This window comes from Providencia sp. SP181, from assembly GCF_050446505.1.
GTDB classification, from domain to species: domain Bacteria; phylum Pseudomonadota; class Gammaproteobacteria; order Enterobacterales; family Enterobacteriaceae; genus Providencia; species Providencia vermicola.
In genome coordinates, this window is record NZ_JBBPXM010000023.1 from 15937 (window position 1) to 31253 (window position 15317).

Annotated in this window: 14 protein-coding genes; all 14 read left to right on the forward strand. The window is 43.2% G+C overall.

Translation table 11 applies throughout. From position 1 onward, the window contains the following. Positions 1 to 60: 60 nt before the first annotated feature. The 14 genes from mnmG (at position 61) to AABS66_RS20765 (ending at position 15186) form a co-directional block, all read left to right on the forward strand. The gene (gene mnmG / locus AABS66_RS20700; protein WP_206085517.1) at positions 61 to 1950 is read left to right on the forward strand and encodes a tRNA uridine-5-carboxymethylaminomethyl(34) synthesis enzyme MnmG; all 1890 of its coding nucleotides are present in this window, start codon (positions 61 to 63) and stop codon (positions 1948 to 1950) included. Between the two features lies 1 nt (position 1951). Then, entirely contained in the window at positions 1952 to 2572 is a 621-nt protein-coding gene (gene rsmG, locus AABS66_RS20705) for a 16S rRNA (guanine(527)-N(7))-methyltransferase RsmG (protein ID WP_430225425.1), read from the forward strand. A gap of 601 nt (positions 2573 to 3173) precedes the next feature. Next, entirely contained in the window at positions 3174 to 3551 is a 378-nt protein-coding gene (atpI, locus tag AABS66_RS20710) for a F0F1 ATP synthase subunit I (protein ID WP_206085521.1), read from the forward strand. A 33-nt stretch (positions 3552 to 3584) separates the two neighbouring features. Beyond that, positions 3585 to 4403, forward strand: a complete 819-nt coding sequence (atpB, locus tag AABS66_RS20715; RefSeq protein ID WP_042846803.1) for a F0F1 ATP synthase subunit A — start codon at positions 3585 to 3587, stop codon at positions 4401 to 4403. Between the two features lie 47 nt (positions 4404 to 4450). Beyond that, positions 4451 to 4690 carry a F0F1 ATP synthase subunit C gene (gene atpE / locus AABS66_RS20720; protein ID WP_004093904.1) on the forward strand — a complete coding sequence of 80 codons (240 nt, stop codon included), beginning with the start codon at positions 4451 to 4453 and terminating at the stop codon, positions 4688 to 4690. Positions 4691 to 4734: 44 nt separating this feature from the next. Then, positions 4735 to 5205: a F0F1 ATP synthase subunit B gene (atpF, locus tag AABS66_RS20725; protein ID WP_004906301.1), complete on the forward strand. Its 471-nt coding sequence runs from the start codon at positions 4735 to 4737 to the stop codon at positions 5203 to 5205. A gap of 12 nt (positions 5206 to 5217) precedes the next feature. Then, positions 5218 to 5751, forward strand: coding sequence for a F0F1 ATP synthase subunit delta (gene atpH / locus AABS66_RS20730; protein WP_206085529.1), 534 nt, complete (start codon positions 5218 to 5220; stop codon positions 5749 to 5751). Between the two features lie 14 nt (positions 5752 to 5765). Next, a complete protein-coding gene (gene atpA, locus AABS66_RS20735; protein ID WP_206085531.1) occupies positions 5766 to 7307 on the forward strand; it encodes a F0F1 ATP synthase subunit alpha in 1542 nt (513 codons plus the stop codon). A gap of 52 nt (positions 7308 to 7359) precedes the next feature. Beyond that, positions 7360 to 8223: a F0F1 ATP synthase subunit gamma gene (gene atpG / locus AABS66_RS20740; RefSeq protein WP_004906741.1), complete on the forward strand. Its 864-nt coding sequence runs from the start codon at positions 7360 to 7362 to the stop codon at positions 8221 to 8223. A gap of 34 nt (positions 8224 to 8257) precedes the next feature. Then, positions 8258 to 9640: a F0F1 ATP synthase subunit beta gene (atpD, locus tag AABS66_RS20745; protein WP_206085533.1), complete on the forward strand. Its 1383-nt coding sequence runs from the start codon at positions 8258 to 8260 to the stop codon at positions 9638 to 9640. Positions 9641 to 9661: 21 nt separating this feature from the next. Then, positions 9662 to 10087 carry a F0F1 ATP synthase subunit epsilon gene (locus tag AABS66_RS20750; RefSeq protein WP_042846797.1) on the forward strand — a complete coding sequence of 142 codons (426 nt, stop codon included), beginning with the start codon at positions 9662 to 9664 and terminating at the stop codon, positions 10085 to 10087. Positions 10088 to 10213: 126 nt separating this feature from the next. After that, entirely contained in the window at positions 10214 to 11584 is a 1371-nt protein-coding gene (glmU, locus tag AABS66_RS20755; RefSeq protein ID WP_430225426.1) for a bifunctional UDP-N-acetylglucosamine diphosphorylase/glucosamine-1-phosphate N-acetyltransferase GlmU, read from the forward strand. Positions 11585 to 11779: 195 nt separating this feature from the next. Beyond that, on the forward strand, positions 11780 to 13612 hold the full coding sequence (gene glmS / locus AABS66_RS20760; protein WP_430225427.1) for a glutamine--fructose-6-phosphate transaminase (isomerizing): 1833 nt from the start codon (positions 11780 to 11782) through the stop codon (positions 13610 to 13612). A 275-nt stretch (positions 13613 to 13887) separates the two neighbouring features. Further along, entirely contained in the window at positions 13888 to 15186 is a 1299-nt protein-coding gene (locus AABS66_RS20765; RefSeq protein ID WP_206085545.1) for an SLC13 family permease, read from the forward strand. The last annotated feature ends 131 nt before the right edge of the window (positions 15187 to 15317 follow it).

Here is a 15317-nt window from a genome sequence, read left to right on the forward strand (position 1 = left end):
TTGAGTAGAATTCTCTCCTCAAATGCACAGTCAGCATTTTCTAACGTTTAAGGTTCACACATGTTTTATCCAGAGCAATTTGACGTCATCGTAATTGGTGGTGGTCATGCCGGTACTGAAGCAGCAATGGCAGCTGCACGTATGGGGCGTCAAACCCTATTACTGACTCACAATATTGATACATTGGGCCAGATGTCTTGCAACCCAGCCATCGGTGGGATCGGTAAGGGGCATCTGGTCAGAGAAATTGATGCTCTTGGTGGTTTAATGGCCACAGCAACTGACAAAGCTGGCATTCAATTTAGAACATTAAATGCCAGCAAAGGCCCTGCTGTTCGAGCTACTCGAGCACAAGCGGACCGCGTTCTCTACCGCCAAGCGGTTAGAACAGCTTTAGAAAACCAACCTAATCTAATGATTTTCCAACAACCTGTTGAAGATTTGATTGTTGAAAACAATCAAGTCACAGGAGCGGTTACTCGCATGGGCTTAAAATTTAAAGCCAAAGCAGTCGTCCTAACTGTTGGGACTTTCCTGGATGGAAAAATTCATATTGGGTTAGAAAACTACAGCGGTGGTCGTGCAGGTGATCCACCATCAATTTCCCTTTCTCAGCGTTTAAGGGAATTACCATTACGTGTTAACCGTTTAAAAACGGGAACACCACCGCGTATTGATGCAAGAACTATTGATTTCAGTCAGTTAGCTCAACAGCTAGGTGACGACCCAATGCCCGTATTTTCATTCTTAGGTTCGCAAGATCAACATCCACAACAGATGCCTTGCCATATCACCTATACCAATGAAAAAACGCATGATGTGATCAGAAATAACCTTGATCGTAGCCCAATGTATGCAGGGATCATCGAAGGGATCGGCCCTCGCTATTGCCCATCGATCGAAGACAAAGTCATGCGCTTTGCAGACAAAGACTCACACCAAATTTTCTTAGAGCCAGAAGGTTTAACCAGTAACGAAATCTATCCGAACGGGATTTCCACCAGCTTGCCTTTTGATGTGCAAATGCAGATCGTGCACTCTATGAAAGGGATGGAAAATGCAAGGATCATTCGTCCTGGTTATGCAATAGAGTATGATTTCTTTGACCCACGCGATCTCAAACAAACTCTGGAAAGCAAATTTATTAATGGCTTGTTCTTCGCTGGTCAAATTAATGGGACTACAGGTTATGAAGAAGCGGGTGCACAAGGGTTACTTGCAGGCTTAAATGCTGCACAACATGCCTTTGGCTTAGAAGGCTGGTTCCCACGCCGTGACCAAGCATATATGGGGGTTCTGGTTGACGATCTTTGCACACTCGGCACTAAAGAACCATATCGTATGTTTACCTCACGTGCAGAATATCGTTTGATGTTACGTGAAGATAACGCAGATTTACGTTTAACAGAAAAAGGCCGCGAGTTAGGCTTAGTCGATGATATTCGTTGGGCTCATTTCAACAACAAAGTTGAACTGATTGAAAAAGAACGTCAACGTTTGAAAGACATTTGGGTTCATCCTAAATCGGATAACCATACAGAGATTGATGGCATCTTAACCGTTCCTTTATCCAAAGAAGCTAACGGTGAAGATTTATTACGTCGTCCTGAAATGACTTATCAAATGCTAACTACGCTAAACTTATTTGCGCCTGCAATTGATGATCCACAAGCCGCTGATCAAGTTGAGATTCAAGTTAAATACGAAGGTTATATTGCGCGTCAGAAAGAAGAGATCGAAAGACAGCTGCGCAATGAAAACACTTTGTTACCTGTTGATCTTGATTACAAACAAGTGAAAGGCTTATCTAACGAAGTTATGGCAAAGCTGAACGATCACAAACCAACATCGATCGGCCAAGCTTCGCGTATTTCAGGGATCACCCCTGCAGCAATCTCTATTTTGCTTGTATGGTTGAAAAAGCAAGGCATGCTACGCCGGAGCGCTTAACATGGATTTATTATCAAAACTCAATCAATTGCTTGCAAAAACAGATATCGATTTAACGGAAAAGCAAAAACAGCAGTTAGTTAATTACGTTGGGTTATTAGTTAAATGGAATAAAGCCTATAACTTGACCTCTGTGCGTGACCCACAACAAATGTTAATTCGTCATATCATGGATAGCATAGTGGTGAACGGTCAACTCAACGGGCAACGGTTTATTGATGTTGGAACGGGCCCTGGCTTACCAGGCGTTCCTTTGGCTATTGTTCGACCTGACGCCCATTTTGTTTTATTGGACAGTTTAGGGAAGCGTGTACGCTTTTTAAAACAGGTTCAACATGAGTTAGGACTAACTAACATTGAACCTGTTCAATCGCGAGTTGAAGAGTACCCTGTTGGAAATGGTTTTGATGGTGTCATTAGCCGCGCATTTGCATCACTGAACGATATGCTAAGCTGGTGCCACCATTTACCGTCATCGGATGGACGTTTTTACGCACTTAAAGGTATCATTCGTGATGATGAAATGGTTCTGCCAGAAGGGTTTGCTATTGAGTCTATCACTGAACTTCAAGTGCCAGAACTTGATGAACAACGCCATTTAGTTAAAATTACGATGAAATAAAGTTGCTTTCTATCAAATTATTTTATCTTTTAGAGCGATAGCCGAATGTTGAAAAACGGACGGCTATTTTTCGTTTTGAGCAAATAACAAAAACTCAGATTTTACGCATTATTTACACGGCAATAACGAATAGGTTTCAAAAATAATACGTTGAATGGAAAAAGTGAATGTAAATGCCTATTTTAACTTAATCGATTTAGCTAATAAAATAGTTAACAGTGAAATATTTGATTTATAGATTCGTTATTTAGCTTAAAAAATGTATTTCTTAATTATTTGATTTACAGATTAAATCTAATTTTTTTTGTGAAGAAAGTTGAAGGAATAAATAAAGCGAATAAAGCTAAATGTGATTAATGTCACAATTAAGTGAATGAATGTAGCAATTCATTAACTATTTATTAATTATTATAGCGACAATTCTGCGCTGACTCGAAAAAATTAAATATTTATTCACCTTTTCGCTACTTACTGATTGAATTCATTTCGCCTGCCCGTATAATTTGCACGTTTTTGTCTCTTGACACATTTACGCAAAGGCAGTTTTATACAACACTTAGCGTTTCTGAGGCTGAGAAGAGCTGGGAGTATACAAAAAGTTATGTCTGTATCCCTTTATGACAACAAGCATGCTGTAAAGCAGTTGTCTGTTCAGTTTATAACTTTAGTGATCCTCAGTGGGGCTTTCTGTGCAAATAGTATAGAATGGGGGGCCTCTGCTCTTGCTGGTGGGTTAGCATGCTGGTTACCAAATATCGTATTTATGCTGCTAGCACAATTTCAGAAAGCAAAAGAAGAGGATGAACCTGTCCGCATTGCCTGGTTCTTAGCATTAGGAGCAGGGCTAAAGGTTGTTACAACTATCGTTGTTTTAGTTGTTGCTTTCGGTGTGTTCAAAGCGTCATTAACACCACTGGGTTTGACCTATTTAGCGGTGCTAATTGTTCAGATTGTTGCACCAGCCGTTTTTAAACGGTAAGTATTTTTAAACTACAAAAGGGTAAGAGGCATCATGTCTGCATCAGGAGAAGTGATGACTACAGAGGATTACATAGGCCACCATCTGAGAAACCTTCAGTTGGACCTGAGTACCTTTAAGTTGGTCGATCCCCACGCTAGTCCAACATTTTGGACGTTGAACATTGACTCGCTTTTTTTCTCAGTAGTTCTCGGGGCTCTGTTCCTGTGGCTATTTAGAAGAGTTGCAGCCAATGCGACTAGTGGCGTACCCGGTAAGTTACAGACTGCAATAGAACTGATCATTGGTTTCGTTGATAACTCAGTCCGTGATATGTATCACGGTAAGAGCAAAGTTATTGCTCCTTTAGCATTAACGGTGTTCGTCTGGGTATTCTTAATGAACCTGATGGATTTACTCCCAATTGATTTCCTTCCGTATATTGCTGAGCATTATCTCGGGTTACCTGCACTACGTGCAGTACCAACCGCAGATGTTAGTGTCACTCTATCGATGGCAATTGGTGTGTTTATCCTAATCCTCTTTTACAGCATCAAGATGAAAGGAATTGGCGGATTTACTAAAGAGCTCACAATGCAGCCTTTTAATCATCCTGTCTTTATTCCAGTCAACTTGATTCTTGAAGGGGTAAGCCTGCTGTCAAAACCTGTATCACTCGGTCTGCGACTGTTTGGTAACATGTATGCAGGTGAATTGATCTTTATTCTTATCGCGGCTCTGCTTCCGTGGTGGTCACAGTGGTTGTTAAGCCTACCTTGGGCTATCTTCCACATACTGATTATTACGCTACAAGCCTTTATTTTTATGGTTCTGACTGTTGTCTATCTGTCGATGGCATCTGAAGAGCACTAATTTTATTAATCAATAATTGTATTAACTGAAACAAACTGGAGACTGTCATGGAAAACCTGAGTATGGATCTGCTGTACATGGCTGCCGCTGTGATGATGGGCTTAGCGGCGATCGGTGCTGCGATCGGTATCGGCATCCTAGGTGGTAAATTTTTAGAAGGTGCTGCTCGTCAGCCAGATTTAATTCCTCTGCTGCGTACACAGTTCTTTATCGTAATGGGTCTGGTCGATGCTATTCCGATGATTGCTGTTGGTCTGGGCTTGTATGTAATGTTCGCTGTTGCCTAATTAACGTAGAACATTAATTCACTAATGAATAAGAGGTATTGTCTGTGAATCTAAATGCAACAATCCTCGGCCAGGCTATCGCGTTTGTCCTGTTTGTTTGGTTCTGTATGAAGTATGTATGGCCACCGATTATGGCGGCCATTGAAAAACGTCAAAAAGAAATTGCTGACGGCTTATCTTCTGCAGAACGTGCTAAAAAGAACCTGGAACTGGCGCAAACCGACGCAACCGACCGACTGAAAAAAGCGAAAGCTGAAGCTCAAGTCATCATTGAACAAGCGAACAAACAGCGTGTTCAAATGATTGATGAAGCAAAAGCAGAAGCAGAAGCAGAACGTGCAAAAATCGTCGCACAAGCGCAAGCTGAAATTGATGCTGAGCGTAAACGTGCACGTGAAGAGTTACGTAAACAGGTTGCGATGCTTGCTATCGCAGGTGCCGAGAAGATCATCGAACGTTCCGTGGATGAAGCTGCTAACAGCGACATCGTTGATAAACTAGTCGCTGAACTGTAAGGAGGGAGGGGCATGTCTGAAATCGCTACTGTAGCTCGCCCCTACGCCAAAGCAGCTTTTGACTTTGCTGTGGAAAACCAAGCTGTCGAAAAATGGCAGAATATGCTGGCCTTCACCTCACTGGTGACGCGCAATGAACAGGTTGGTGAGCTGCTTTCTGGTTCTATTGCACCAGAAACATTAGCTAAAACGTTTATCTCTGTTTGTGGAGATGAAATTGACGAGCATGTTCAGAATCTGATTCGTGTGATGGCAGACAACGGGCGTTTAACGACGCTACCAGAAGTATTAGCTCAATTTATTCAATTGCGCGATGCTTTGGAATCAACCATTGAGGTTGATGTCATCTCTGCTAACGAACTGAGCGAACAGCAGTCAGCTAAAATTTCTGCAGCGATGGAAAAACGTCTGTCACGCAAAGTTAAGCTGAATTGCAAAATTGATAAGTCTGTTATTGCTGGAGTGATCATTCGTGCTGGAGACCTCGTTATTGACGGGAGTATCCGCGGTCGCTTAGAGCGTTTAACTGACGTCTTGCAGTCTTAAGGGGACTGGAGCATATGCAACTGAATTCCACCGAAATCAGCGAACTGATCAAACAGCGTATTGCTCAGTTCGATGTTGTGAGTGAAGCTCACAATGAAGGTACGATTGTATCCGTTAACGACGGTATCATTCGTATTCACGGTTTAGCCGAAGTCATGCAGGGTGAGATGATCGCACTGCCTGGCAACCGTTACGCTATCGCATTGAACTTAGAGCGTGACTCTGTTGGTGCGGTTGTCATGGGTCCTTATGCCGACTTGGCAGAAGGCATGAAAGTTAAATGTACTGGTCGTATTCTTGAAGTTCCAGTAGGCCGTGGCCTGTTAGGACGTGTTGTGAATACACTGGGTCAACCAATTGATGGTAAAGGTCCTGTTGATAACGATGGCTTCTCACCTGTAGAAGTTATTGCACCAGGCGTTATCGATCGTCAATCCGTTGATCAACCTGTACAGACTGGTTATAAATCAGTCGATGCGATGATTCCAATTGGTCGTGGTCAGCGTGAGCTTGTCATCGGTGACCGTCAAACAGGTAAAACTGCTTTGGCAATCGATGCGATCATCAACCAACGCGACTCAGGTATCAAATGTGTGTACGTGGCTATCGGCCAGAAAGCGTCTACTGTTTCTAACGTAGTTCGTAAACTGGAAGAGCACGGCGCACTGCAAAACACTATCGTTGTTGTTGCTACAGCATCTGAATCAGCTGCTCTGCAATACTTAGCACCATATGCTGGTTGCGCGATGGGTGAATATTTCCGTGACCGCGGTGAAGACGCACTGATCGTATACGATGACCTGTCTAAACAGGCTGTTGCATACCGTCAAATTTCACTGTTGTTACGTCGTCCACCAGGACGTGAAGCTTACCCTGGTGACGTTTTCTATCTGCACTCACGTTTACTTGAGCGTGCTGCTCGCGTTAACGCTGAATACGTAGAAAACTTTACGAAAGGTGAAGTTAAAGGCCAAACAGGTTCACTGACGGCTCTGCCTATCATTGAAACCCAAGCTGGTGACGTTTCTGCATTCGTACCAACAAACGTAATTTCGATTACAGATGGTCAGATCTTCCTGGAATCTAACCTGTTTAACTCTGGTATTCGTCCAGCGGTTAACCCAGGTATTTCAGTATCTCGTGTTGGTGGTGCTGCTCAGACTAAAATCATTAAGAAACTGTCTGGTGGTATCCGTACTGCACTTGCTCAGTATCGTGAACTTGCAGCGTTTGCTCAGTTTGCTTCCGACCTCGATGACGCGACTCGTAAACAGTTAAGTCATGGTCAAAAAGTCACTGAACTGCTGAAACAGAAACAGTATGCACCGATGTCAGTAGCAGAGCAGGCACTGTCTCTGTTCGCGGCAGAACGTGGATTCTTGGATGATGTTGAGTTAGCGAAAATTGGTGCGTTTGAAGCTGCTTTAGTTTCTTTTGCACAGCGCGAGCATGCTGACCTTATGAACGAAATTGGCCCGGCTGGTAGCTATAACGATGATATCGAAGGCAAGTTGAAAAAACTGCTCGAATCATTTAAAGCAACTCAGTCCTGGTAATACTATTCGGCCCGAATTTTTAGGGCCGTCTGGTTAATAAGGAGAAGCAGAAATGGCCGGCGCAAAAGAGATACGTTCCAAGATCGGAAGTGTACAAAATACACAAAAGATCACTAAAGCGATGGAAATGGTCGCTGCGTCCAAAATGCGTAAAACGCAGGAACGCATGGCGGCCAGCCGTCCTTATGCAGAAACCATGCGCAGTGTGATTGGTCACCTAGCGTTAGGTAATCTGGAATATAAACACCCATATCTCGAAGAGCGTGAAGTTAAGCGTGTCGGGTATCTGGTTGTTTCAACAGACCGTGGTCTGTGTGGTGGCTTGAACATTAACTTGTTCAAAAAGCTACTAGCGGACATGAAGTCATGGTCTGAGAAAAACGTTCAGGTTGATTTGGCTTTAATCGGTTCTAAAGCGGTTTCATTCTTCGGTTCTGTGGGCGGTAACGTCGTAACACAAGTCACCGGAATGGGGGATAACCCAACGCTTTCGGATTTGATTGGTCCAGTTAACACTATGCTACAAGCCTATGATGAAGGGCGTTTGGATAAACTGTATGTGGTGACTAACAAGTTCATCAATACAATGTCTCAGGAGCCAACTATTCTTCAATTACTGCCATTGCCTGCAAGCAATGACGAAACATTGAAGAAGAAGTCTTGGGATTATATATACGAACCCGATCCTAAGGCGTTGCTGGATACCCTGCTACGTCGTTATATCGAGTCGCAGGTTTATCAGGGCGTCGTTGAAAACCTGGCTAGTGAGCAGGCCGCACGAATGGTAGCGATGAAAGCCGCTACTGATAATGGTGGAAACCTGATCAAAGAGTTGCAGTTGGTTTACAACAAAGCTCGTCAGGCCAGCATTACTCAGGAGCTTACCGAAATCGTTTCGGGTGCTTCCGCGGTTTAACAGCTAGGTTTACGAATTACGTAGAGGATTCAAGATGGCTACTGGAAAGATTATCCAGGTAATCGGCGCCGTTGTGGACGTCGAGTTCCCTCAAGATGACGTACCAAAAGTGTACGACGCTCTTGAGGTTGTTAACGGTAAAGAAAAACTGGTGTTGGAAGTTCAACAACAGTTAGGCGGTGGTGTTGTCCGTTGTATCGCAATGGGTACATCTGATGGCCTGAGCCGTGGTTTACAAGTAGTAAACTTAGAGCACCCAATCGAAGTACCAGTAGGTAAAGCAACTTTAGGACGTATCATGAACGTTCTGGGTCAGCCTATTGATATGAAAGGTGATATCGGCGAAGAAGAGCGCTGGTCAATTCACCGTGCAGCACCAAGCTACGAAGAGTTAGCTAACTCAACAGAACTGCTGGAAACCGGTATCAAAGTAATGGACTTAATCTGTCCATTCGCAAAAGGTGGTAAAGTTGGTCTGTTCGGTGGTGCGGGTGTTGGTAAAACAGTAAACATGATGGAACTGATCCGTAACATCGCGATTGAGCACTCAGGTTACTCAGTGTTCGCGGGTGTTGGTGAGCGTACTCGTGAAGGGAACGACTTCTATCATGAAATGACCGACTCAAACGTTCTGGATAAAGTATCACTGGTTTATGGCCAGATGAATGAGCCACCAGGAAACCGTCTGCGCGTTGCGTTGACTGGTCTGACTATGGCTGAGAAATTCCGTGACGAAGGTCGTGACGTACTGCTGTTCGTTGACAACATTTATCGTTACACCTTAGCAGGTACTGAAGTATCAGCACTGTTAGGTCGTATGCCATCAGCGGTAGGTTATCAGCCAACGCTGGCGGAAGAGATGGGTGTTCTGCAAGAACGTATTACCTCAACTCAAACGGGTTCTATCACTTCCGTACAAGCGGTTTACGTTCCTGCGGATGACTTGACTGACCCATCACCAGCAACAACCTTTGCTCACTTAGACGCAACGGTAGTTCTGAGCCGTCAAATCGCATCTCTGGGTATCTACCCAGCGGTTGACCCTCTGGATTCTACTAGCCGTCAGTTAGACCCACTCGTCGTTGGTCAAGAGCACTATGATGTTGCACGTGGCGTTCAGTCTATTCTGCAACGTTACCAAGAACTGAAAGATATCATTGCAATTCTGGGTATGGATGAACTGTCTGAAGAAGACAAACTGGTTGTTGCTCGTGCTCGTAAGATCCAGCGCTTCCTGTCTCAACCATTCTTCGTTGCTGAAGTATTTACCGGTTCACCAGGTAAGTTCGTTTCCCTGAAAGACACTATTCGTGGCTTCGGCGGTATCCTGAACGGTGATTACGACCACCTGCCAGAACAAGCGTTCTATATGGTTGGTACCATTGAAGAAGCTGTGGAAAAAGCGAAAAAGCTTTAATCCAGCTGACAGGAGGTTGATATGGTAGCTGCAATGACATACCACCTGACTGTAGTGAGTGCTGAAAAACAAATGTTTGAAGGCCTAGTACAGAAAATTCAGGTGACAGGTAGTGAAGGTGAGCTGGGGATTTATCCACAGCATACCCCGCTGCTGACTGCCATAAAACCGGGCATGGTACGTATTACCAAGCAGTTTGGTGAAGAAGAACTAATTTACCTCTCTGGCGGTATTTTAGAAGTTCAACCAAACGGTGTTATCGTACTCGCTGATACAGCGATCCGTGGTAAAGATTTAGACGAAGCTCGTGCAGTGGAGTCTAAACGCAAAGCGGAAGAACACGTCCGTAAAGCACACGGCGATGTTGATTATGCTCAGGCATCGGCAGAACTTGCAAAAGCAATAGCGAAACTTCGAGTCATCGAGTTAACTAAAAAGCTAATGTAATGATAGCGGTATAGTAAAAAAAGCCAGTTGGTTAATCCTAACTGGCTTTTTTATTTGAGCGAAATATGTAGTATTTTAGATAGGAAATAGGTTTACTTTCATCCCAAAGTTGGAGTTTCAGGAAAAATGACTGTGCAAAGAAAAAGTGTCGTAATTTTAGCTGCCGGTAAAGGCACACGGATGTATTCAGATTTGCCTAAAGTTTTGCATTTACTTGCGGGCAAACCAATGGTTCAGCACGTAATTGATACTGCAAAATCAATCGGTGCATCAGATATCCATCTGGTATACGGGCATGGCGGTGATTTACTGAAAGAAAAACTGGGTGAGCAGAATTTAAATTGGGTTCTGCAAGCAGAACAGCTCGGTACTGGGCATGCAATGCAACAGGCGGCACCAAGTTTCCAAGATGATGAAGATATCGTCATGTTATATGGCGATGTGCCTTTGATTGCGAAAGACACGTTAGATCGCCTGATTGAAGTTAAGCCCCAAGGCGGCATTGGCTTATTGACCGTGATTTTAGATAACCCAACAGGTTATGGCCGTATCATCCGTGAAAATAATGAAGTTGTCGGAATCATTGAGCAAAAAGATGCGACTGAAGAGCAACGTAAAATCCAAGAGATTAACACTGGGATCATGGTTGCAAGCGGTAAAGATTTCAAACGTTGGTTGGCTCAATTGAACAACGATAATGCGCAAGGCGAATACTACATAACGGATATTATTGCTCTTGCTCATAAAGAAGGTAATAAAGTAGCGACCGTTCACCCAAGCCGTTTAAGTGAAATGGAAGGGGTTAATAACCGTCTGCAACTAGCTGCACTTGAGCGTGTTTACCAGAAAGAACAAGCAGAAAAATTGTTACTTGCGGGGGTGATGCTAATCGACCCTGAGCGTTTTGATATACGCGGCACATTGACCCATGGGCGTGACATTATTATCGATACCAATGTCATTATCGAAGGGAATGTGACGCTTGGTAACAACGTACAAATTCAATCTGGTTGTATTTTAAGGAACTGCGTTATTGGTGATAACTCAGTGATTAGCCCGTATTCAGTCATAGAAAACTCTGAATTATCAGCAGAATGTACGGTTGGTCCTTTTGCTCGTTTGCGTCCTGGTGCTAAATTAGCGGCTAAAGCGCATGTGGGTAATTTCGTTGAAATGAAAAATGCCACTTTAGGTTTAGGCTCAAAAGCGGGGCATTTAAGTTACCTTGGCGATGCGCAAATTGGTGATAACGTGAATATCGGCGCAGGAACCATCACATGCAACTATGATGGCGCGAATAAACATAAAACCATTATTGGTGATGATGTGTTTGTCGGCTCTGATACTCAATTAGTTGCCCCTGTTTCGGTAGCAAAAGGCGCCACCATTGGTGCTGGCACGACAGTCACTAGAGATGTTAACGAGGACGAATTAGTGGTCAGCCGCGTTAAGCAAATGCACATTAAAAACTGGCAGCGTCCAGTAAAGAAAAAATAAGTGAATTTTGATAAGGGGCCGATTGCCCCTTTGAATATAAAAAGTAGTAAATTATAAAATAGCTACCTAAGGTGGCATAAAAATATCTCCCCATTTTCTACAAGGCTGGGGAACAGCGAAAGCTGAAAAGCAATTAGGTTACGACAAATGAAGGTTTCTAAAGAAAGGAACCTTTTGTCTAGGAATAAATAAAATATGTGTGGAATTGTAGGTGCTGTTGCACAACGTGATATTGCAGAAATTCTGTTAGAAGGTCTTCGTCGTCTTGAATATCGTGGTTATGACTCAGCGGGTATGGCTGTTGTTGACCACGAAGGTCATTTACAACGCTTACGTGAAGTGGGCAAAGTGCAAATGCTGGCGGAAGAAGCAGAGAAAAAACCAGTATCTGGCGGAACGGGGATTGCACATACCCGTTGGGCGACACATGGTATTCCAAGTGAACGTAATGCGCATCCGCATACGTCTGGTTATATTGCTGTTGTTCATAATGGCATTATCGAAAACTATTTAGAATTGAAAGAAGAACTGAAAAAACAGGGTTATATTTTCAGTTCAGAAACTGACACTGAAGTGATTGCACACCTTGTTCATCATGAACAACAAAAAGGTGGCACGTTGGTGGAAGTGGTTCAACGTGTTATCCCTCAGTTACGCGGCGCTTACGGTACCGTGATTATGGATAGCCGTATTCCTGAATTATTAGTCGCTGCACGCTCTGGTAGCCCATTGGTTATCGGTCTGGGTGTCGGCGAAAACTTCTTAGCTTCTGACCAACTGGCGCTGTTACCCGTGACTCGCCGTTTCATCTACCTTGAAGAAGGGGATGTTGCGGAAGTGACTCGCCGCACCGTTCGTATCTTTGATAATAGCGGTGCGCCAGTTGAGCGCGAACAAATTGAATCGAACGTTCAATATGATGCAGGCGATAAAGGCGTGTATCGTCATTACATGCAGAAAGAAATTTATGAACAGCCGATGGCCATTAAAAACACCCTTGAAGGGCGTTTTGATAAAGACAACGGTATCGATTTAAGCGAGTTAGGCCCGAAAGCGAACGAAATTCTTTCCCAAGTTGAGCACATTCAAATTGTTGCTTGTGGAACTTCTTACAACGCAGGGATGGTTGCACGTTACTGGTTTGAATCCTTAGCGGGTATCCCATGTGATGTGGAGATTGCTTCAGAGTATCGTTACCGTAACCCAGCGCATCGCAAAAATAGCTTGATGATAACGTTGTCCCAATCAGGTGAAACTGCAGATACATTGGCTGCGCTGCGTTTATCAAAAGAGTTAGGCTACTTGACCTCGTTAGCTGTTTGTAACGTCGCAGGTTCTTCATTGGTGCGTGAGTCTGAATTTGCACTGATGACAAAAGCAGGGGCAGAAATTGGTGTGGCATCAACCAAAGCGTTCACTACCCAATTAACTGTTCTACTGATGTTAGTGGCGTACATGGGCCGTTTAAAAGGCGCAAACCCTGAGTTAGAAGAAAGTATTTCTCATGCATTACATGCGCTCCCTGCGCGTATTGAAAGCATGCTGTCACAAGATAAAGTCATTGAAGCGTTAGCCGAAGATTTCTCTGATAAACACCATGCCTTGTTTTTAGGTCGTGGCGATCAATTCCCTATCGCAGTTGAAGGGGCATTGAAATTAAAAGAGATTTCATACATCCACGCTGAAGCTTATGCCGCGGGTGAATTAAAACACGGCCCATTAGCGTTAATTGATGCAGATATGCCAGTTATCATCATCGCACCTAACAATGAATTATTGGAAAAACTGAAATCCAATATTGAAGAAGTACGTGCTCGTGGCGGTCTGCTGTATGTGTTCGCTGACCAAGACGCTGGTTTTGTCGCAAGTGAAAACATGAAAATTGTTTCGCTGCCACATGTTGAAGAATTGATCGCACCGATTTTCTACACTGTTCCACTGCAACTGTTGTCTTACCATGTTGCATTAATCAAAGGAACAGACGTTGACCAACCACGTAACCTAGCGAAATCAGTGACGGTTGAATAATCAGCATCAACTCATTTAGATTGCAGCCGGTATAACTATAATTAATTAGGTTATATCGGCTTTTTATTAATATAAGTCGTAATTTTCAGGAAATATTTTTAGAAACGACGAATTTTTCTCCACTCTAACGCATAAAAAAAACTTCATAAATTCGTCACTTGCTGTTGTTATTTCATTGGTCTGCATATTCTATTTTTGGTGGATTAAAAATAAAATTGAGTGCATATCAAATCATCTTTTTGAACAATAATAAAAACCAATAGAAGGCGACGTGGATGGCAGAGATAGAATGGCTGAGTGCGGTTGTTATCGCAATTACAATTGGGTTTTGGGCAACAGGGAAACTCCCTGAATACTTGGTGGCATTACTGTTTTTAGCCGCAGCAGCATGTTTACATTTAGCCCCGACCAATGTGATTTTTTCAGGGTTCACTTCAGAAGCTTTTTGGCTTGTGTTAAGTGGTTTTATCCTTGGCTTTGCGATTAATAAAGTTGGACTGGCAGAGCGTATTGCTCAACATATCTCAGGGCGTTTTACGAGTTCATGGTTAAAGCTGATCACAGGTGTGGTGCTCCTTGCTTATGGGTTGGCTTTTATCATGCCATCGAACATGGGGCGGATTGCACTATTGATGCCGATTGTGATGGCGATAGCCGATAAAGTCAGATTAGAAAGTGGTAGCCGAGGCCGTATAGGGTTAGCGTTAGCTGTCGGGTTTGGTACATTCCAACTTTCAGCCACGATACTACCTGCTAACGTACCGAATTTAGTGATGGCTGGTGCAATAGAAACCACCTATGGAATAAAGCTATCTTATTTAAACTACCTATTTCTCCATATGCCTATTTTGGGGCTAATCAAAGGTCTTTTAGTTGTTCTGAGTATCTATTTTCTATTTCCTGCCAAATTACAGCCGATGACTGAACAAAAAAAATTACCGCCGATGAGCCGTAATGAGAAAAAATTAGGCCTTCTTTTGGCAATAACCTTACTTTTCTGGATAACAGATACCACTCATGGTGTTTCTCCTGCATGGGTCGGTTTAGTGGCGGCATGTTTATGTTTGCTACCGAAAGTGGGGTTTGTGACCAATGATGAATTTGTTCAAGCGGTAAATATTCGCACCTGTATTTATGTAGCGGGGATTTTAAGCCTAGCAACCTTAGTGAGTTATTCAAATGTCGGAATGGTAGTAGGTACTTACCTTCAAAAATTATTGCCATTGGACCCTAATAGCCCATTTGTAGATTTTGGTAGCTTAGTTGGGTTGACCAGCGGGTTAAACTTTGTCGTAACGGCTAATGGTGTTCCTGCATTATATACACCGCTGGCTGAATCTCTCTCCACTGCAACTGAGTTACCCATGATTGCCGTACTGATGGTACAAGTTATTGGTTATTCAACGCCATTATTGCCTTATCAGGCATCACCCATTGTTGTGGCTATGGGGATGGGCAAAGTACCATTAATGGATGGCGTTAGATTATGTATTATATTATTTATACTGACTTTCCTCTTGTTAGTTCCTCTGGATTATTTTTGGTTTAGATTGCTGGGAGTGATCCCTTCTTAGTTTTACCCAAAAAGGGGATTTTATTTGCAATTGTTGCCTTACCATATTGCGTTAGTCAAAGGTTCATTATTTTATCGTAATGGACCTTTTTTATTATCTAAAAATATAGCTTCTATTTTTTGTTTTTTTTA

Coding starts and splice junctions, on each gene's coding strand:
- atpI (WP_206085521.1), top strand. CDS start 3,174: ATGTCTGTATCCCTTTATGACAACAAGCATGCTGTAAAGCAGTTGTCT.
- glmS (WP_430225427.1), top strand. CDS start 11,780: ATGTGTGGAATTGTAGGTGCTGTTGCACAACGTGATATTGCAGAAATT.
- atpB (WP_042846803.1), top strand. CDS start 3,585: ATGTCTGCATCAGGAGAAGTGATGACTACAGAGGATTACATAGGCCAC.
- atpH (WP_206085529.1), top strand. CDS start 5,218: ATGTCTGAAATCGCTACTGTAGCTCGCCCCTACGCCAAAGCAGCTTTT.
- atpE (WP_004093904.1), top strand. CDS start 4,451: ATGGAAAACCTGAGTATGGATCTGCTGTACATGGCTGCCGCTGTGATG.
- glmU (WP_430225426.1), top strand. CDS start 10,214: ATGACTGTGCAAAGAAAAAGTGTCGTAATTTTAGCTGCCGGTAAAGGC.
- AABS66_RS20765 (WP_206085545.1), top strand. CDS start 13,888: ATGGCAGAGATAGAATGGCTGAGTGCGGTTGTTATCGCAATTACAATT.
- atpD (WP_206085533.1), top strand. CDS start 8,258: ATGGCTACTGGAAAGATTATCCAGGTAATCGGCGCCGTTGTGGACGTC.
- rsmG (WP_430225425.1), top strand. CDS start 1,952: ATGGATTTATTATCAAAACTCAATCAATTGCTTGCAAAAACAGATATC.
- AABS66_RS20750 (WP_042846797.1), top strand. CDS start 9,662: ATGGTAGCTGCAATGACATACCACCTGACTGTAGTGAGTGCTGAAAAA.
- atpA (WP_206085531.1), top strand. CDS start 5,766: ATGCAACTGAATTCCACCGAAATCAGCGAACTGATCAAACAGCGTATT.
- mnmG (WP_206085517.1), top strand. CDS start 61: ATGTTTTATCCAGAGCAATTTGACGTCATCGTAATTGGTGGTGGTCAT.
- atpG (WP_004906741.1), top strand. CDS start 7,360: ATGGCCGGCGCAAAAGAGATACGTTCCAAGATCGGAAGTGTACAAAAT.